Source organism: Variovorax sp. GW821-FHT09A10, assembly GCF_059418385.1.
The window spans coordinates 166400-184864 of record NZ_JBWKPT010000003.1; the positions used below are offsets into that span (position 1 = coordinate 166400).

At 67.4% G+C, this 18465-nt stretch carries 19 protein-coding genes; 18 read left to right on the forward strand and 1 reads right to left on the reverse strand.

Annotated elements, in window-relative coordinates; all coding sequences use genetic code 11:
• Positions 1-47: 47 nt before the first annotated feature.
• From AC07Q9_RS14130 to AC07Q9_RS14170, 9 genes are all read left to right on the forward strand, one after another.
• A complete protein-coding gene (locus tag AC07Q9_RS14130) occupies positions 48-1145 on the forward strand; it encodes a C45 family autoproteolytic acyltransferase/hydrolase (RefSeq protein WP_495310176.1) in 1098 nt (365 codons plus the stop codon).
• A gap of 38 nt (positions 1146-1183) precedes the next feature.
• Positions 1184-2776 (forward strand): ABC transporter substrate-binding protein, encoded by a 1593-nt coding sequence (locus AC07Q9_RS14135; protein ID WP_495310178.1) that lies wholly within the window; start codon positions 1184-1186, stop codon positions 2774-2776.
• Between the two features lie 15 nt (positions 2777-2791).
• Entirely contained in the window at positions 2792-3736 is a 945-nt protein-coding gene (locus tag AC07Q9_RS14140) for an ABC transporter permease (RefSeq protein WP_495310179.1), read from the forward strand.
• Complete coding sequence (locus AC07Q9_RS14145) at positions 3733-4548, forward strand: ABC transporter permease (protein ID WP_495310181.1); 816 nt, start codon at positions 3733-3735, stop codon at positions 4546-4548. Before AC07Q9_RS14140 ends, AC07Q9_RS14145 begins: the two co-directional genes overlap by 4 nt.
• The gene (locus AC07Q9_RS14150; protein ID WP_495310183.1) at positions 4545-6206 is read left to right on the forward strand and encodes an ABC transporter ATP-binding protein; all 1662 of its coding nucleotides are present in this window, start codon (positions 4545-4547) and stop codon (positions 6204-6206) included. Before AC07Q9_RS14145 ends, AC07Q9_RS14150 begins: the two co-directional genes overlap by 4 nt.
• Complete coding sequence (locus tag AC07Q9_RS14155; RefSeq protein ID WP_495310184.1) at positions 6203-7192, forward strand: alpha/beta hydrolase fold domain-containing protein; 990 nt, start codon at positions 6203-6205, stop codon at positions 7190-7192. The genes AC07Q9_RS14150 and AC07Q9_RS14155 overlap by 4 nt, the downstream gene beginning before the upstream one ends.
• 10 nt (positions 7193-7202) lie before the next feature.
• The gene (locus tag AC07Q9_RS14160) at positions 7203-7841 is read left to right on the forward strand and encodes an FMN-binding negative transcriptional regulator (protein WP_495310185.1); all 639 of its coding nucleotides are present in this window, start codon (positions 7203-7205) and stop codon (positions 7839-7841) included.
• 23 nt (positions 7842-7864) lie between these two features.
• Entirely contained in the window at positions 7865-9586 is a 1722-nt protein-coding gene (locus AC07Q9_RS14165) for a hypothetical protein (RefSeq protein WP_495310187.1), read from the forward strand.
• Positions 9587-10026: 440 nt separating this feature from the next.
• Entirely contained in the window at positions 10027-11262 is a 1236-nt protein-coding gene (locus AC07Q9_RS14170) for an NHL repeat-containing protein (protein WP_495310189.1), read from the forward strand.
• Positions 11263-11378: 116 nt separating this feature from the next.
• Here the strand turns inward: AC07Q9_RS14170 and ilvB are convergent, their stop codons facing one another.
• A complete protein-coding gene (gene ilvB, locus AC07Q9_RS14175; RefSeq protein WP_495310191.1) occupies positions 11379-13166 on the reverse strand; it encodes a biosynthetic-type acetolactate synthase large subunit in 1788 nt (595 codons plus the stop codon).
• Positions 13167-13231: 65 nt separating this feature from the next.
• On the opposite strand from ilvB, the gene AC07Q9_RS14180 reads away from it, so the two are divergent.
• The 9 genes from AC07Q9_RS14180 (at position 13232) to AC07Q9_RS14220 (ending at position 18414) form a co-directional block, all read left to right on the forward strand.
• Positions 13232-13726 (forward strand): Lrp/AsnC family transcriptional regulator, encoded by a 495-nt coding sequence (locus AC07Q9_RS14180; protein ID WP_495310192.1) that lies wholly within the window; start codon positions 13232-13234, stop codon positions 13724-13726.
• Positions 13727-13809: 83 nt separating this feature from the next.
• Positions 13810-14337 (forward strand): P-loop nucleotide/nucleoside kinase family protein, encoded by a 528-nt coding sequence (locus AC07Q9_RS14185; protein ID WP_495310195.1) that lies wholly within the window; start codon positions 13810-13812, stop codon positions 14335-14337.
• A 4-nt stretch (positions 14338-14341) separates the two neighbouring features.
• Positions 14342-14665 carry a hypothetical protein gene (locus AC07Q9_RS14190; protein WP_495310197.1) on the forward strand — a complete coding sequence of 108 codons (324 nt, stop codon included), beginning with the start codon at positions 14342-14344 and terminating at the stop codon, positions 14663-14665.
• Positions 14666-14685: 20 nt separating this feature from the next.
• A complete protein-coding gene (locus tag AC07Q9_RS14195; RefSeq protein ID WP_495310199.1) occupies positions 14686-15135 on the forward strand; it encodes a GNAT family N-acetyltransferase in 450 nt (149 codons plus the stop codon).
• 87 nt (positions 15136-15222) lie between these two features.
• Positions 15223-15732 carry a GNAT family N-acetyltransferase gene (locus AC07Q9_RS14200; protein ID WP_495310793.1) on the forward strand — a complete coding sequence of 170 codons (510 nt, stop codon included), beginning with the start codon at positions 15223-15225 and terminating at the stop codon, positions 15730-15732.
• Positions 15733-15797: 65 nt separating this feature from the next.
• Positions 15798-16046, forward strand: coding sequence for a DUF1272 domain-containing protein (locus AC07Q9_RS14205; RefSeq protein ID WP_082818251.1), 249 nt, complete (start codon positions 15798-15800; stop codon positions 16044-16046).
• Between the two features lie 121 nt (positions 16047-16167).
• Entirely contained in the window at positions 16168-16662 is a 495-nt protein-coding gene (locus AC07Q9_RS14210; RefSeq protein WP_495310201.1) for a YfbM family protein, read from the forward strand.
• Between the two features lie 131 nt (positions 16663-16793).
• Positions 16794-17387: a hypothetical protein gene (locus AC07Q9_RS14215; protein WP_495310203.1), complete on the forward strand. Its 594-nt coding sequence runs from the start codon at positions 16794-16796 to the stop codon at positions 17385-17387.
• 265 nt (positions 17388-17652) lie between these two features.
• On the forward strand, positions 17653-18414 hold the full coding sequence (locus AC07Q9_RS14220) for a class I SAM-dependent methyltransferase (RefSeq protein WP_495310205.1): 762 nt from the start codon (positions 17653-17655) through the stop codon (positions 18412-18414).
• Positions 18415-18465 lie beyond the last annotated feature (51 nt).

The window sequence follows — 18465 nt, forward strand, 5'->3', positions numbered from 1 at the left end:
CGCATCAGGCTGCACACACAAGACAAGCCCCGGAGACAAGACACACCATGGACATCGAATCGTTCCCCCTGTACGACATCGAAGGCGACGCACAGCAGCGCGGGCGCCAGTACGGCCGCGCCGCCGGCGACCGCATCGACCTGAGCCTGCGCACCTACCGCGCCGCCTTCGAGCGCGTGGGCCTGAGCTGGGAGCGCACGCGCGCGCTGGCGCGCCGCTTCATGCCGATGGTCGAGGCCTTCGACGCCGGCATGCTGCGCGAGATCGAGGGCGTGGGCGAAGGCGCGGGCGTGCCGGCCGAGGACATCGTGGCGCTCAACGCGCGCAGCGAAATGCTCTACGCCTTCCAGCAGCTCGAAGCCACCGAGCCGCCCGACGGCTGCACCGGCGTGGTCGTCATGCCCTCGGCCGCGCGCGACGGCAAGCTCATCCATGCGCAGAACTGGGACTGGCGCGTCGAGAGCCTCGAACTCGGCGTGGTGCTGCGCATCCAGCCCACAGAAGGCCCGGCCATGCTCACCTTCGCCGAAGCCGGCACGCTGGCGCGCGCCGGGCTCAACAGCGCGGGCATCGCCGTCACCGGCAACTTCATCAAGGCCGACAACGACGGCAAGCAGCAGGGCGTGCCGCTGGCGCTGATCCGCCGCGGCATCCTGCAGTCGACGCTGTACGCCAACGCGCTGGGCGTGGTGTGCCGCAGCGCGCGCTCGATCTCCAACAACATGATCATCACGCACGCCGAGGGCGAGGCCGTGAGCCTGGAGACTTGCCCCGAGCAGGTGTTCTGGCAGCAGCCCGAAGGCGGCATCCTGGTGCACGCCAACCACTTCAAGACCCCGGCCGCGCTGGCGCGCGTGGTCGACCGCAGCCTGGAGACCACGCCCGATTCGCTCTACCGCGACCGCCGCGTGACCGAGGCGCTGCACAACCGGCGCGCTGCAGGTTTGCTCATCGAGCAGGACGTGCTCGACGCGCTGCAGGACCGCTTCGGTGCGCCGCGCGCCGTGTGCCGCAGCCCGAGCGCGGGCCCCGGCGGTGCTTCGTCGGCCACCGTGGCGACCATCGTCATGGACCCGGCGGCACGAAAGATGCGCATCGCGCCGGCGCCTTTCAAGGCGCACCGCTTCACCGAGTATTCCCTCTGATCCGCCCGCCCCGCCCAGCCATCGCCAGGAGTGTTGCCATGAACCTGCCCACGCCCCCGTCCCTCCCTCCCGCTGCGCGCACCGCCGCCGCACTGGCCCTCGGCCTGGCCGCCAGCGCGGCCTTCGCCCAGGCCCCGGCCGGCCAGACGATGCGGATCCAGATCAACTCCGACATCCGCTCCACCGACCCCGGCGGCAACCGCGACGACAACACCGACAACGTGCTCATCCACGTCGTCGAAGGCCTGGTCGCACTGCGCGAAGACACCTCGGTCGGCCCGATGCTCGCGAGCAAGGTCGACACCTCGGCCGACGGCCTGACCTACACCTTCACCTTGCGCGACGGCGTGAAGTTCCAGAACGGCGCGGTGCTCACGGCCGACGACGTGGTGTGGAGCTGGCAGCGCTACCTCAAGCCCACCAGCGGCTGGCGCTGCCTGCCCGAGTTCGACGGCAAGGGCATGACCAAGGTGCTCGCGGTGGAAGCGCCCACGCCCAAGACGGTGGTGTTCAAGATCGAGCGCCCGAGCGCGCTGTTTCTCACGATGATGGCGCGCCCCGACTGCGGCGGCGCCGCCATCCTGCACCGCAGCTCGCTGGGCGCCGACGGCCAGTGGAAGGAGCCCGTGGGCACCGGCCCCTACAAGATCAAGGAGTGGAAGCGCGGCCAGTACATCGAGCTCACGCGCTTCGACGGCTACAGCTCGCGCCCCGAGGCGCGCGACGGCCTCACGGGCGGCAAGAAGGCCGAGATCGAGAACCTGCGCTTCGTCGTCATTCCCGATTCGGCCGCGGCCAAGGCGGCGCTCTACAGCGGCGGCATCGACGCCTTCATCAGCCCCAGCCCGGCCGACGTGGTCGAGATGCGCGGGCGCAGCGACGTGCGCGTCGACACCACGCCGGTCATGACCATGGTGGCGCTGCTGCTGCAGACCACCGACCCGCTGCTGAAGGACGTGCGCGTCCGCCGCGCACTGGCACTGGCGCTGGACACGCCCGAGATCGCCAAGTCGGTCACCGAGGGCCTGTCGGCCGTCAACAACTCGGTCGTGCCTTCGTCCAGCCCGTTCTACAGCGCCGTGCAGGCCGGCGGCTACAAGCGCGACATCGCCGGCGCCAAGAAGCTGCTGGCCGAAGCCGGCTACCGCGGCCAGCCGATCAAGCTCGTCGCCAACAAGCGCTACGAGGCGCTGTACTCGGCCGCCGTGCTGGTGCAGGCCATGGCCTCCGAAGCCGGCATCAACATCGAACTGGAAGTGCTCGACTGGGCCACGCAGCTCGACCGCTACACCAAGGGCCAGTACCAGAGCATGGCCTTCATCTACTCGGCTCGCATCGACCCTTCGCTCAACTACGAGATGGTGTCCGGCGACAAGGCCACCCAGCCGCGCAAGGTGTGGGACAACGCCGCCGCGCAGACCCGGCTCACCGAAAGCATGGTCTCGCGCGACAAGGCGCGCCGCCAGGTGCTGTTCGACGAGCTGCACAAGCAGATGCTGCAGGACGTGCCGATGGTTGTGCTCTTCAACGCCAGCGACGCCACCGCCATGCGCAAGAGCGTGACCGGCTTCAAGGGCTGGGCGCCGGCCAAGCCCCGGTTCTGGAACGTCCGGCTCGACGCGCGCGGCTGACGGGGCCTCGCCGCCATGCTTGCCTACCTCTTGCGCCGGATCGCCATGACGGTCCCGACGCTGCTGCTGGTCTCGATTGCCGTCTTCACGCTCATGCGGCTGATTCCGGGCGACCCGGTGCAGCTCATGCTCGGCGAAGGCGCCGACCCCGCGCAGCTCGAACTCGCGCGCCAGCAGATGGGGCTGGACCAGCCCCTGGTCACCCAGTACGTCGTGTGGCTGCGCCACGCGCTCACCGGCGACCTGGGCGTGTCGACCACCAACGGCCTGGCCGTGCTGCCGCTGATCTGGGAGCGCTTTCACGTGAGCGCCGTGATCGTGCTCACCGCCGTGGCGCTGGCCTCGCTGATCGCCGTGCCCGCCGGCCTTATCGCCGCCTGGCGCAAGGACCGGCCGACCGACCTCGCCATCATCGGCGCGGCCACGCTGATGCTGTCGGTGCCGAGCTTCTGGCTCGGCCTGCTGCTGTTGATGTTCTTCGGCCAGTACCTGCACTGGCTGCCGGTGGTGGGCTACGTGCCCATGTCGGAAGACTTCTCGCAGGGCCTGCTCTACGTGATCCTGCCGATCGTCACGCTGGTGCTGGTCGAGACCGGCGTGCTCACGCGCATGTCGCGCGCCAGCACCATCGAAGTGCTGCGGCTCGAGTACGTGACGCACGCGCGCGCCAAGGGCGTGCCCGAGTCGCAGGTGCTGCGCCGCCACGTGCTGCCCAACGCCTTCAACCCCACGCTCACCATGATCGGCCTCATCCTGGGCCATCTGCTGAGCGGCATCGCGGTGCTCGAAACGGTGTTCACCCTGCCCGGCCTGGGTCGCCTGATGATCGATTCGATCTTCGCGCGCGACTACCCGGTGCTGCAGGGCTGCCTGCTGTTCACGGCCTGCATCTACGTGGTCATCAACCTGATCGTGGACATGTGCTATCCCCTCTTCGATCCCCGGGTGTCGGTTCAGTGAAAAAGATCAAGACCCATACCCTCGTGGGCGGCGTGCTCATCGGCGTGCTGCTGGCCCTGGCGCTGGTGGCCGCGCTGTGGACGCCCTACAACCCGCTGGGCATCGACCTGCGCGGCAAGCTGCAGCCGCCGTCGATGGCGCACTGGCTGGGCACCGACGAGTTCGGGCGCGACGTGGCCAGCCGCGCCATGCGCGCGGCCTCCACCAGCTGCCTCATCGCGCTGCTCACGGTGGCACTGGCCACCGCCGTCGGCCTCGTGGTGGGCGTGCTTGCCGGCTTCGTGCGCGGCTGGACCGACCGCGTGCTCATGGCCTTCAACGACACGCTGCTGGCCTTTCCGGGCCTTCTGCTGGCGCTGGGCGTGATGGTGATCGTGGGCGCCAACCAGTGGGGCATCGTGCTCGCGCTGAGCATGGCCTACGCGCCCTCCGTGGTGCGCGTGGTGCGCGGCACCGTGCTGTCGCTGCGCGAGCGCGAGTACGTCGAGGCCTCGCGCATGATCGGCAACGGCGAGATCTACACCATGTGGCGCCACATCCTGCCCAACTGCGTGGCGCCCGTCGCCGTGCTGGCCACCAGCATGTTCGGCTGGGTGCTGCTGTCGGAAAGCGCCCTGAGCTTCCTCGGCCTGGGCGTGCCGCCGCCGGCGCCCACCTGGGGCAACATGCTCTCCAGCGCGCGCCCCTACATGGCCTCGGCCGTGTGGCTGTGCCTGGTGCCGGGCCTGTGCATCGCGCTCACGCTGCTGGGCATCAACCTCCTGGGCGAATCGCTGCGCGACCGGCTCGACCCGCGCACGGAGAAGTCATGACCCATCCCACCTCTTCCGCAGCGCCCGTGCTTTCCGTGCGGCACCTGAAGATCGACCTGCACGGCGGCGCCCAGACGCTGGTGCACGACCTCTCGTTCGACGTGCGCCCCGGCGAGTTCCTTGCCGTGGTGGGCGAGTCGGGCAGCGGCAAGACCATGGCCGCGCGCGCCATCCTGCAGCTGCTGCCGCCCGGCATCGCGCAAAGCGGCGGGCAGATCGTGTTCGACGGCGAAGACCTGAGCACCCGCAACGTGAAGGCCATGCGCCCCATCCGCGGGCCCGGCATCGGCATGGTGTTCCAGGAGCCGATGGTCTCGCTCAACCCGGTGCACCGCATCGGCGAACAGATGGCCGAAGGCCTGCGCATGCACACGAAGCTGTCAGCCACCGAGATTCGCGCACGCTGCCTCGACATGCTGCGCCGCGTGCAGATCGCCGACCCCGAGCGTTGCCTGCACGCCTACCCGCACGAGTTCTCGGGCGGCATGCGCCAACGCATCATGCTGGCCAGCGTGATGCTGCTCCAGCCGCGGCTGCTGATCGCCGACGAGCCGACCACCGCGCTCGACACGCTGAGCCAGCGCGAAGTGCTCGACCTCATGGTCGGCCTCGCGAAAGACCAGGGCACGGCCGTGCTGCTCATCACGCACAACCTCGGGCTGGTCGGGCGCTATGCGCAGCGCGCCATCGTGCTGGAGAAAGGCAAGCTCGTGGAGACGGGCGACGTGCCCGCCATCCTCGTCGACCCGAAGCAGCCCTACACCCGCAAGCTGGTCGACGCCCTGCCGCGCCGCCAGGCCGCGAAGCCGGCCCCGGCCGCGGCGCAGCAGCCGCTGGTGCAGGTGCGCGGCCTGTGCGTGAGCTACCCCGGCGCGCGCGCGGGCTTCTTCAAGCGCCATGCGCCGGTGCAGGTCATCGACCAGCTCGACCTGGACATCCACCCTGGCGAGATGGTCGCGCTGGTGGGTGGCAGCGGCTCGGGCAAGACCACGCTGGGCCGCGCCATTCTGCGGCTCGCGCCGTCGCACGCGGGGCAGATCCTGTTTCGCGGCGACGACGTGCGCAGCGCCGACCGCGCCGCGCTGCACCGCTTCCGGCTCGCCTGCCAACTCGTGTTCCAGGACCCGTTCTCGTCGCTCGACCCGCGCATGCGCGTGCAGGAAATCGTGGCCGAGCCGCTGCGCCACCTGCCCGCGCTCGATGCCGCTGCGCGCGTGAAGCGCGTGCACGAGACGCTCGACGAAGTCGGCCTGGACGGCCTGGGCGTGCGCTACCCGCACGAGCTCTCGGGCGGCCAGCGCCAGCGCGTGGCGATTGCGCGTGCGCTGGTGCGCCGGCCCGCCTTCGTGGTGGCCGACGAGCCCGTGTCCGCGCTCGACATGACCATCCAGGCGCAGGTGCTGCGCCTGTTCCAAAGCCTGCAGGCGCACCACGGCTTTGCGTGCCTGTTCATCAGCCACGACCTCGCGGCCGTCGAGCAGATCGCCGACCGCGTCGTCGTGATGGAGCGCGGCCGCATCGTCGAGCAAGGCCCGCGCGACGCCGTGTTCGACCGGCCGAGCCATGCCTACACGCAGGCGCTGCTGGCGGCCACGCCTCGGCCGCTCGTGTCGCTGGCCGAATCTGCCTCCTGCCCTCCCGAGAAAGTGTTTGCGTGACTGCCAACCCCTTGCCCGCCACCTGGCTGAACCCCACCGCCCCGCTCCCGCTCGACCCGCAGATCGTCGAGTTCATGCGCCTCATGGCGGCCGAGGGCGGCCGCTACCCGAAGCGCCACACCATCCCGATCGCCGAAGGCCGCGCCAACGCCGAGAAGGTGCGCGCGCCGTGGACCGAAGGCGGCCCGACGATGGCACGCACCGTCGAACAGCAGGTGCCCACGCGCCACGGCAACGTGCGCATCCGCGTGCACTACCCGCGGCACCGCAGGCTGCAGGGCGCGCTGGTCTACGTCCACGGCGGCGGCTTCGTGCTGTTCAGCCTCGACACCCACGACCGCGTGATGCGCGAGTACGCGGGCCGCGCGGGCATCGCCGTCATCGGCATCGACTACACGCGGGCGCCCGAGGCGCAGTTTCCGCAGCCGCACGACGAGTGCGTCGACGTGATGCGCTGGCTCGCGGCGAACGCGGGCACGCTCGACATTGACCCCGCGCAACTCTTCATCGGCGGCGACTCGGCGGGCGCCAACCTGTCGATGGGCGCCTGCCTCGTGCTGCGCGACGCGGGCGAGCCGCTGCCGCTGGGCATGCTGCTGAACTACGGCGCCTACAGCACCGAGCTGTACCGCGAGTCGGTGGTGCGCTACGGCGCAGGCGAGTACGGCCTGTCGCTGCACATGATGGTGTGGTTCTACGGCCTGTACCTGCGCCGGCCCGAAGACTCTCGCGACCCGCGCCTGGCCAGCCTCACGGCGCGGCTCGAGGGCCTGCCGCCCGCGTGCCTGGCGATCACCGAGTGCGACCCGCTGCACGACGACAGCGTGCTCATGGCCGCGCGGCTGCGCGAAGCCGGCGTGGCCGTGACCGACGTGCTCTACCCCGGCACGATTCACGGGTTCCTGGAGGCTGTGTCCATCGCCGACGTGGCCGGCCGCGCCTTCGACGACGCCGCCCGCTGGATGCACGCGCTGGCCGCGCGCTGAAGCCCTCGCCATGTACACGCCCAAGCCGTACATCGAAGACGACCTCGCGACGCTGCACGCTGGCATCCGCGCGTGGAGCTTCGGCACGCTGATCACCATAGGAGCCTCAGGCGCCAGCGCCACGCACCTGCCCTTCCTGCTCGATGCGCAGGACGACGGCCCCGGCCTGCTCACCACGCACCTGTCGAAGAAAAACCCGCAGTTCGACGAACTGCGCGCGGGCGCCGAAGTGCTCGCCATCTTCCAGGGGCCGCATGCCTTCGTCACGCCCAGCTGGTACGTGAAGCAGAGCACCTTTCCGACCTGGAACTACACCGCGATCCACGCGCGCGGCACACCCCGCGTGATCGGGGAACGCACGGCCATCCATGCCGTGCTGCGCCGCACCGTCGCGCTGTACGACACGCCGCTGGGCGGCAACTGGGACTTCGACGCCATGCCCTTCGACTTCGTGGCGCCGCGCCTGGACATGATCGCGGCGGTCGAGATTCCGGTGCGCGTGCTCGAAGGCAAGTTCAAGCTCAACCAGGACCGCTCGGAAGAGGACCGCAAAGGCGTGATCGCCGCGCTGGAGCGGCTGGGCGATCCGCAGGGCGTGGCCGTGGCCGGACTCATGCGGCAGCAGATGGCGTTGACGGTGGCGGGCTGACTCGCGGCGGCACAATCGTCCGCGTGCCACGCCTCCTTCACCTTCTGACCGCCGGCCTCGCGCTCGCATCCTCCTTCGCCCACGCAGCCGACCCGGTGCTGCTCGTCACCTCGCCCGTCGCGCTGCAGGCTGCCGAGAAATCCGGCGCCGGTTTCGGTCGCTGGTTCGACGTGCCCGTGGCTGCCAGCGGCATCGCCACCAATCAAGCACTTGCACGCTCGCCGGCCTGGCAATCGATCGGCGACCCGCTGAAGACCAGCCTCGCCGCCCTGCAGCGCCGCGACCCGCAAGCCGGCGTCGGCATTGCGCGCTACCCGCACCGGATCTTCGACGCGCGCTGGCTTGCCAGCCCCGACGCCTTCTTCGAGCTGGTCGGCGTGGCCAACCGCATGGACCGCCGCCCGTTCCAGCCCGGCGCCTGCGGCGAGACGCGGCTCGTGTACCGGCTCGCCTACCGCTCGGCCGCGATGCAGTCGCGCCTGCCGATGACCGTCGCCGTCGAGCTGCGCGGCGATGCGCCCGATGCCGACGGCGGCTGCGCCAGCGCCGCGCGGCGCTGGCAACCACCGCAGGCATCGATGAAGGACGAGGCGCTCGGCCGCTGGCTCGTGTCGGCCGACGGCCCGCTCGCGTCGCCGCGGCTTGCACAAGCCCGCATCGCGCAGGTGACGACCAATCTGCAGAGCGTGCGCTGGCCCTCGGCCGTGCGGCCCGACCTGGGCGGCCATGCCGAGTACCTGCTGCGCGCCTTCCGCTGGAACGCGGGCACGCAGCGCTTCGACGCGGGCCCGCTCGAGAACACGCCCGACGTCGCGAAGCTCAAAGCCGACGCCCCGCTGCGCAAGGCGCTGCTGCAATGGCTGCAGCAGCCCGACACGCTGCGCGCGCTCGACAGCGCCACCGTGCGCATCCCCGATCGCTTCCTGGCGACCGAGTCGGTCTCCGTCGCGCCGCGCGGCCTCGAGCGCCTGGCGAACCGCCCCTTCGAACAACTGTTCGCGCCCGGCGACTGGCAACCCGTGCCCGGCAGCCGCACGCTGCAGTCACCGCAGGCCGTGCTGCGCCGGCTCGACGACCTGAGCTGCGCCGGCTGCCACCAGAGCCGCGCGGTCGCGGGCTTTCACCTGCTGGGCGTGGACCGGCGCGGCGCCTCGCGCACCTTCACGACCGGCAACGCGCTCGCGCTGCCGCATTCGCCGCATCTGCAGGATGAGCTGGCGCGGCGCGAACGCTATGTGAAGGCCGCGTTGACGACGCCCGTGCCCGACCCGTTCCGCCCGCTGGCCTCGCCGGACGATGCGAACGCCTTGCCCGACAAAGCCACCGTCGGCGCCAGCTGCGAGCCCACGCGCATCACCGCCTCGGCCGACCCGTGGCGCGACCGCGCGCAGAAGCTGCCGCGCACCGCCGCCACGACCTGCGAAGGCGAAGACTCCGTGTGCGAGAAAACCTCGGTCGGCTTCCCCGGCGGCATGTGCTCAGGCCGCTGCGATCCGAAAGACCCGAACGGCACCTGCGGTGGCATCGCCATCCTCAGCGACTTCAACCAGTGCCTGGCAGCCAAGCAACCCTTCGGGGATTGCCTGAGCAAGCACACGCGGCCCGGCAACCTGCGCAGCTGCTCGGCGCAACAGCCTTGCCGCGAGGACTACATCTGCGCGCAAGCCGAAGGCCAGCCCGAAGGACGCGGGGCGTGCATTCCGCCCTACTTCCTGTTCCAGATGCGGGTGGACGGGCATTCGTGAAGGGGGCTCCCGTACGGCTCCCGAATGAATGACTCCCTCTCCCGCTTGCGGGAGAGGGTCGGGGTGAAGGTGAGCAGCGATGAAGGCCGCGCGACGTTGTCAGGTCCCCCTGGCTGGCGGACCAGGGCGCCATTGCTGGCGCCAGAAGAGAGGGCCGACCGCGAAAAATACCAAGTTCTGGGGATATCGAAAGACACTTTTTTTAACAATGATTGACATTTGGAAACCCCCTGCACGCCCGTCGACAGGGGGCTTCTTTTTGTTGAGTCCTACAACCATAAAGAGGGGTCAAGATGCTTTTCAGTCAAGCAAGTTCGGTCGCGCGAATCGGCGCCGTGGCCGGTGCGGTCATGTTGGTGGCATCGTGCGGCGGGGGTGGAGGTGGCGGTACTTTTCTGCCGATGGTCGCACCGCCCCCTCCGGCGACAGTGCCGCCCGTCGTGAAGCATTCCATCGGCGGCACGGTCACCGGCCTTGAAGGCCGCCTGGTGCTGCAAAACAATGCCGGCGACGACCTCCAGCTGTCGGCCGATGGCAAGTTCACCTTTGCAACGACCCTGGTCGAGGGCTCGGACTACAAGGTCAGCATCCGTACGCAACCCCTGTGGCAGGTCTGTACCGTCACCAAGGACACCGGCAAGGCCTCGGCCGACGTGAGCGACGTGACGGTGGCCTGCTCGGCCGCGGCGGCCAAGGTCGAGACGCTCGCCGGCACCGGCACCTCGGGCACTGCCGACGGCAAGGGTACGGCCGCATCGTTCGACCTCCCTTACGGCATCGCCCTCACCAAGAATGGGGGTCTGCTCGTCGGCGACTGGTCGAACAACCTCTTGCGCAAGATTTCGCCCGAGGCCGACGTCACCACGTTTGCCGGCAACGGAAACCCGGCGTCGGTGGACGGCAACGGCCTCAACGCTTCGTTCAAGGACCTCACCGGCTTCACCGTGGACGCGACCGACACCGCCTTCGTCGCGGACGCCCAAGGCCATCGAATCCGCAAGGTCACACCGGCGGCCGATGTGACCACGGTGGCGGGCAATGGCACCAACACCACGACCGATGGCAACGGAACCGCCGCCACCTTCAACACGCCCATCTCGGTGGCCGTGGATGCTGCCGGCAATCTGTACGTTCTGGAGTACTACGGCGGCGTCGTTCGCAAGATCTCCCCCACCGGCGATGTCACCACGCTGGCCGGCAGCAGCCCGCGGGGCTTTGCCGACGGCACGGGAAGCGCCGCGAAATTCGGGCTCGGCTACAACATTGCCATCGACGCGTCAGGCAACCTCTACGTCGCCGACAGCAGCAACCATCGAATTCGCAAGATCACCCCCACTGGCGTGGTCACGACCCTTGCAGGGACGGGGACGCCCGGCGCCACCGATGGACCCGGGAACTCCGCGACCTTCTCCGATCCCCGCGGCGTCGCTGTCGATGCGGACGGCAATGTCTACGTGGCCGATTTCGGGAGCAGCCTGTTGCGCAGGATCACACCGGCAGGGGTGGTCTCCACGCTCGCCGGCAAAGAGGGTCGTACGGGTAGCCAAGACGGCATCGGCGATGCTGCCAGGTTCAATCAGCCGCAAGGGCTCACGATCAACGCAGCGGGCACGCTGTATGTCGCCGACACCTTCGGCCAGTTGATCCGCAAGGTCACGCCGGTTCGGACGCCCTGAGGCGTGCTGCGGCGACGTGCGCCGAGCGCGTCGCCGCGTGTCAGGCCCCTGCCCTCACCCTGGCCCTCTCCCAAAGGGAGAGGGGACAAGACCGCAGGCCTCGGGCCAACGCGCCCTCACTCCCCCTCGTACCACCTGTCCTTCGCCAGCATCACCCGGTGGTGCCCGCACCCCGACGGCATCATCGGGAAGCAGTTCTCCTGCGCCGCCACCTGCACGTCCAGAAAGAACGGCCCTTCGCTCTCCAGGCATTCGGCCAGCGCCTCTTCCAGCTCCGCCGGATCGGACACGCGTCGCGCCCCCCAGCCAAAGGCCTTGGCCAACGCCACGAAGTCGGGCAGCGCCTCGTTCCAGCTGTGGCTCAGGCGGTTGCCGTGGTTCAACTCCTGCCACTGGCGCACCATGCCCATGTAGCCGTTGTTGCTCAGCACCAGCTTGACGGCAGTGCCGTGCTGCATGGCAGTCGACAGCTCCTGGATGTTCATCAGCACCGACGCGTCGCCACTCACGCACACCGTGAGCGCATCGGGGTGGCCGATCTGCGCGCCGATGGCCGCGGGCAGTCCGTAGCCCATGGTGCCGGCGCCGCCCGAGGTGAGCCAGTGGCGCGGGCTGTCGAAGCGCAGGTACTGCGCGGCCCACATCTGGTGCTGGCCCACATCGGTCGAGACGATCGCGTCGCGGCCCGCGATGGCCCGCTGCAGCGACGACATGAGTTGCTGCGGCAGGATCTCTTCGGTTGATGGTGTGAAGGCCAGGCAGTCTTCGGCACGCCAGCGCTCGATGCGCGCCCACCACGGCGCCAGCCGCTCGGGCGCAAACTCGTCCGGCAGCAGCCCCAACAGCGCTTCGACGATGGCGCCGCAGTCGCCCACCATCGGCACGTCGACGTGCACCACCTTGTTGATGCTGCCGGGGTCGATGTCGATGTGGATCTTGCGGGCGTGCGGGCAGAACTCGTCGAGCTTGCCCGTCACGCGGTCGTCGAAACGCGCGCCCACGCACACCACCAGGTCGGCCTCGTGCATCGCGAGGTTGGCTTCGAGCATGCCGTGCATGCCCAGCATGCCGACGAACTTCGGGTCCGACGCCGGGAACGCGCCCAGCCCCATCAGCGTGAGCGTGCACGGCGCGTGCAGCCGGTGCACGAGCTGCGTGAACGCCTCGCAGGCCGTCGGCCCCGAGTTGATGAGCCCGCCGCCGCCGTAGAGCACCGGCCGGCGCGCGGTCGAGATCAGGTCGGCGGCGCGCTGCAGCATCGCCCGCGGCGGCAGCGGCGCGCGGCCCGTGCGCAGCGCGCGCAGCGGGGCCGGTGCGGCGCCGTGCGTGAGGCGCATCAGCTGGATGTCCTTCGGCACGTCGAGCAGCACCGGGCCGGGGCGGCCGGTGGTGGCGATGTCGAGTGCGCGGCGCACCAGCGCGGGCACGTCGTCGGCCGCGCGCACCTGCCGGTTCCACTTGGTCACCGGGCGCGACATGCCCAGCGCGTCGCTTTCCTGGAAAGCCTGCGTGCCGATCACCGCCGTCGACACCTGCCCGCTGATGCACAGCACCGGCACCGAATCGCTCATCGCGTCGAGCAGCCCCGTGATCGTGTTGCCCACGCCCGGCCCCGAGGTGACCAGCACCACGCCCACGCGGCCCGTGCTGCGCGCATAGCCCTCGGCCGCATGCACCGCCGCCTGTTCGTGGCGCACCAGCACATGGCGCAGCCGGGGTTCGCCGTGCAGCGCGTCGTACAGCGGCAGCGCCGCGCCGCCGGGGTAGCCGAAGATCGTGTCGACGCCGCACGCGACCAGCGTGTCGAGCAGCGCTTCGGCGCCGTTGCGCACGCGGGGTGGGGTCTCGGGCATGGCCGGCGAGAGGGAGGGCGAGGATGTGGGGGGAAGGTCGAGCAGTCGCATGCCGTCAATTCTTCCGCTCTTGAGGCAGAATTTGCTTCTTTCTTTTGGCTGTTTAAGCTCGAAACATGAAAACCAATCGCCAAACATCGTCAGACATCGAAGGATCTTTCGACAAGACCGATCTGGCGATCCTGCGGGTGCTGCTGCTCGACTCGCGCAAGACCCTGCAGGAGATCGGCAACGAGGTCGGCCTGTCGCCCACCAGCTGCTGGACGCGCATCAAGAAACTCGAGGCCTCGGGCGTCATCAAGCGCTACACCGTCGACGTCGACCCGGCCAAGCTGGGCTACCACGACTCGGTGATCGTGCAGGTCACCCTCGAGAGCCACACCGACGAAACCCTGTACGACTTCGGCCGCACCCTCGCCACCATTCCCGAGATCCAGGAGGCCTACCTCGTGTCGGGCGACTACGACTACTACATCCGCATCGCCGTGCGCGACACGCGCGACTACGAGCGGCTGCTGCGCGAGAAGCTCTACAAGATCCCCGGCATTCGCCACAGCAAGTCGCACTTCGTGCTGCGGGTGCTGAAGGAAGCGACGGTGCCGCTGATCTGACGGGTCGACGGGCCCGCATGACCGAACGGTGGGTACGATCGCCGACGAACGGCCCTTCGCAGACGCCATCCCCTTCCCTTTCCATGAGATCGACTTCGGAACATCGAGCCCTGATCGTCCTGAGCGGACTGCCCGGCACAGGCAAGACCACCATCGCGCGCGAGCTCGTGGCGTGCGTTCCCTCTGTATACCTGCGCATCGACGCCATCGAGCATGCGCTGAAGACCGCGAGCGGGCGCGCTGACGGCGTGGGCCCGGCGGGCTACGTCGTGACCTACGCGCTGGCTCGGTCCAACCTTGCGCTCGGCATGTCCGTCGTCGCTGATTGCGTCAACCCGCTGTCGGTCACGCGTGAGGCGTGGCGGGCCGTGGCGGCAGAGACGTCATCGCATCTGGTGGAGGTTGAAGTCGTGTGCTCAGACGTCGTTGAACATCGCAGGCGGGTGGAGAACCGGGAAGCCGACATTGCGGGCTTTTCGTTGCCGAGCTGGGAGGCTGTGCTTGGGCATGAGTACGAGGCCTGGGACACGAGCCGTCTGGTCATCGACTCGGCGCTGGTGAGTGCAAGCGAGGCGGCGGACCTGATCTGGCGGCGAGTACGCGAGCGGTAAATCGATGCGCTCCCGTTTCATCGACGTCTTCCTGGGCACTATCGTGCTCGGCCCATGGGCCGCGATGTTTGCCTATCTGGGCCTCGCACCGCTGGCCGCCTACTGGCTGGACGGAACCAAACACCGCACGGGGCCCGGACGCGGCGCCTCCTATTGGTGGAGCTTCTCGGACGCCGTGACCACCCAGTACCCGGCTCTCACCTGGCTGCTGGAACTCAAGAGTCACGTCGTTGTGTGGAGCTGCCTGGCTGGCATGGTGATCGGGCCGGTGGTTGCGTGGATCATGAGCAGCCGCTTGAACCGCATGCGTCGCGACATCCGTCTGTGAATGGGGACCAGCGAGCTTCGATGAACCCAACCCTGCGCGCCGCCCTCGACTCGGATGTCGAATTTGCGTTCGATGCCAAGCGACAGGCACTCGGCCCCTACGTTGCAGCGCGGTGGGGATGGGACGACGATTTCCAGAGAAACCTGCATCGGAGCCGATGGCGAGAACGCCCGTGGTCGGTCATTCTCAAGGGTGCAACGCCGGTCGGCACGATCGCCACATGGGCGGTCGATGATCACCGCCGGATTGGCGAGTTCTACGTCTTGCCGGCCTTTCAGCGCGCCGGCATTGGTTCAGCGGTGCTTCGCCATGTGCTGGAGCAAGCTGACCGAGACCACCAAGCGGTGCGACTGGAGCATCTGAAGTGGAATCCGGTTGGCGAGCTTTACGCGCGTCATGGGTTTGCCCACGAGAGCGCCAACGCCACGCATTGTTTTTTGGTTCGTTGGCCGGTCGCGCCGTCTCGATGAGGCGGGTCGACGGGCAGAATTTGGTTGAAGCACTGATCGCGAGTTCAGTCCCTCAACTCTCAACCAGAAGGTGATTTTTTGATCTCAGTGCAACCCGCGAAATCAGATGAATGGAAGACCTACCGGGACATGCGCCTGCGGGCGCTGCTCGACTCCCCGGACGCCTTCGGAAGTACGCATGAAGCAGAGGCCACGAGAACCGACGCGATGTGGTCCGCTCGAATTGCTGCGGCTACGTCGTCCGGGAAGGATCGTGTCCTTTTCGCATTCAATCGCGACCACGCATGCGGTCTGATCTGGTGCAAGTTGTCCAGCGATGAACCGGCTGTCGCCGACCTTTTCCAGATGTGGGTCGATCCTGCATCGCGAGGAATGGGGGCCGGTCGCGCTTTGCTCAAGGAGGCGGTTTCTTGGGCTGAGAGCGTGGGAGTGAACCGCATTCGTTTGGGCGTCACTGCCGGAGATACGCCGGCGACGCGCCTGTACGCAGCTTGCGGCTTCTGCCCCGATGGCGCGCTGGAGCCACTGCGGGAACACTCGAATCTGATGGTGCAGCCGATGAGCCTTGCGCTCGGCCCTGTTGGGTCGACGGACTGACTTCCACCATCGACCACCTTGCCCTCGTTTAAGCTCAACCGACAAACTCTCTCTGAGGTTTCGCCATGCTCCAAATGCGCCCCGGGTGTGAATGCTGCGACCGAGACTTGCCGCCGGATTCGGCCGATGCCCGCATCTGTTCTTTCGAGTGCACGTTCTGCAGTGATTGCGCGAACCAACGCTTGGCAGGCACGTGCCCGAACTGCGGCGGAGAGTTGGTCCCGCGCCCATCGCGGCCAGCGGCCAAGCTTGAAAAGTTTCCGGCATCGACCACGCGGGTGTTCAAGCCTGAGGGGTGCGCGGCGGCATCGTGAAGGGCCGTCGTCAGGCATCCCGTCAACGCCAGATCATGGCCAAGGGCGATCACCCGCGACCAAGAAGAATTCGGGAGGCCTCGTCGGCCCACTTCAGGGATTCATTTTCAGGAGACCACCAATGTCGATGATCGGCAGCTACCTTCGAATCTCCCCCGACCAACTCACCGCGCTCATCAACGAGCCTGCCCTTGCTGCGGAACTGGCGTACCCGGACGATGGCGAGTTTCCGGAGCCTCCGATCAGCTTCGATCTGGACAAGTCTTGGCATCTGATCCACTTTCTCCTGACAGGAGAGGCATGGGGAGGCGAAGGTCCCTTTGCCATGGCCGTACTCGGGGGCGAGGCGCTTGCCGATACAGATGCTGGCTACGGCCCCTTCCGATACCTACGGCCTGACGAGGTGCGCGCGACGGCCAACGCGCTGAACTCCATAGACGCATCGACGCTGTGGAGCCGTTTCGATGCAGACCGTGCCAAGGCCGCAGAAATCTACCCGGGGTGGACTGGCGAAGACCTTGACCGTCAATACGTGTGCCATCACTACGAAGCCTTGCGCCAGTTCTACAACACCACCTGTTCGGCTGGCGAGGCTCTGCTCCTGTACATCTGCTAAGTCCGACTTGGCTCAGCCAGAAGAGCTCATTTTTCCGACAGTCCATGCACACAGCTTCAGCCAAAAGTAGACTCCCGAACAACGAAAAAATTGGCCGAAGAACACGTCACGCCCACTCGTTGGTAATCGAGTTGGACCTCAAGGAACTCAACATGCGTCTTCGTCTACCTGTCATCGTCCTCGCAGTCGCTGCATCGTTGCCGGCAATTACCTGGGCCGCCTTCAAGCCCATCCGTGTGCTGGCGCCTCAACTCGTTGGCCTGACATGCACTGACAACAACGTCTGCATAGATGACATGGCGAAAATGCCTGAAGCACTTGCCCTGAGGGCTGAGGCATTGAGTTTTGTATCCAACCGCGTTGATCGAGTTGCGAGCGTTCCGCGATTCGTGTTCTGTTCGCAGTCGGCTTGTGCCGAGAGTTTCGGGTTCACTCACCAAGGGGCATACCACGTGGGCACCTCCGGGGTCGTTATTGGCCCAAGGGGATGGCAACCATTCTTCGTAAGACACGAACTCATCCATCACGTACAGATGGAAAACATTGGAAGCCTGCATGCACTGCTGTTCACTCCAACGTGGTTCATCGAAGGCATGGCTTATTCACTGAGCGAAGACCCTCGCAGGCCGTTGCCAGAACCGCTTGAAGGTTGGCGCAGCCAGTTTGAAGCTTGGTACCCGAACGTGAACAAGCAAGAACTTTGGCCAGCTTCCCGCGCCCTCTGACGCCCGGCCCTGCCGCCGAGAGGACGCTGCCAGTGCACACCGTTGCGCTGCCCCGTCTCATCGCGACCCCACCGGCCGCTTCGGGCTCGCTCACGACGGCGTCTTGGAAGGCGCGCTCGATACTATCGATCAGCATCACCCCGGCGAGGTCGTCTGAATTGAAGCTGCGCCCCCCACAGGCTGACAGCGCCAGGCCAAGACCAGACCTTCACCGGGCCGACCACTTGCAAACCAGCGATGCCCTTTCGCAGCCTGACGTTAACCGATGGACTTCTACGACGACCTCGCCCCGCTGTATCACCTGATGTTCCCCGACTGGAGCAACAGCATCCGGCGGCAGGGCGAGCAGCTCGACAACGTCATCCAATCAGAATGGCCCGGACATCGCACGGTACTCAACGTCTCCTGCGGCATCGGCACCCAGACTCTCGCGCTTGCCGGGCGGGGCTACTCCGTCGTCGGGTCAGACTTGTCGAGCAGGGAAATCGAGCGTGCGCGACGCGAAGCAGACCTTCGTGGCTTGGCCATCGACTTCAAGGTCGCAGACATGCGCACGGCCCACCAGGACCACGGTACCGGATACGACCTCGTCATTTCGTGCGACAACTCGGTCCCTCACCTGCTGACCGACGAGGACCTGCTGCTTGCGTTGCGCCAGTTCCTCGCGTGCTTGCGCCCCGGCGGCGGATGCGTCATCACGGTCAGGGACTACGACAAGGAAGAGCGCGGGACGAACCTGGTCAAGCACTATGGCGCGCGGGTTGAGGACGGCAAGCGGTACGTGCTGTTCCAGGTTTGGGATTTCGACGACGACCACTACGACTTTGCCTTCTTCGTCCTCGAAGACGAACTGACTACCGGTCTGGTGAAGACCCATGTCATGCGCTCCAGGTATTACGCAGTCTCGGTCGACCGTCTTTGCGAGCTGATGCGAGAGGCGGGCTTCGAGAATGTGAAGCGACTCGACGCCGCGTTCTATCAGCCTGTCTTGATCGGAACCAAGCCTGCGACTGGCTCGCTTGCTTAGAGCCGACCAGAAGCGGACCTTCCGACGTACCTTGTTCAACCTAGCCACTCG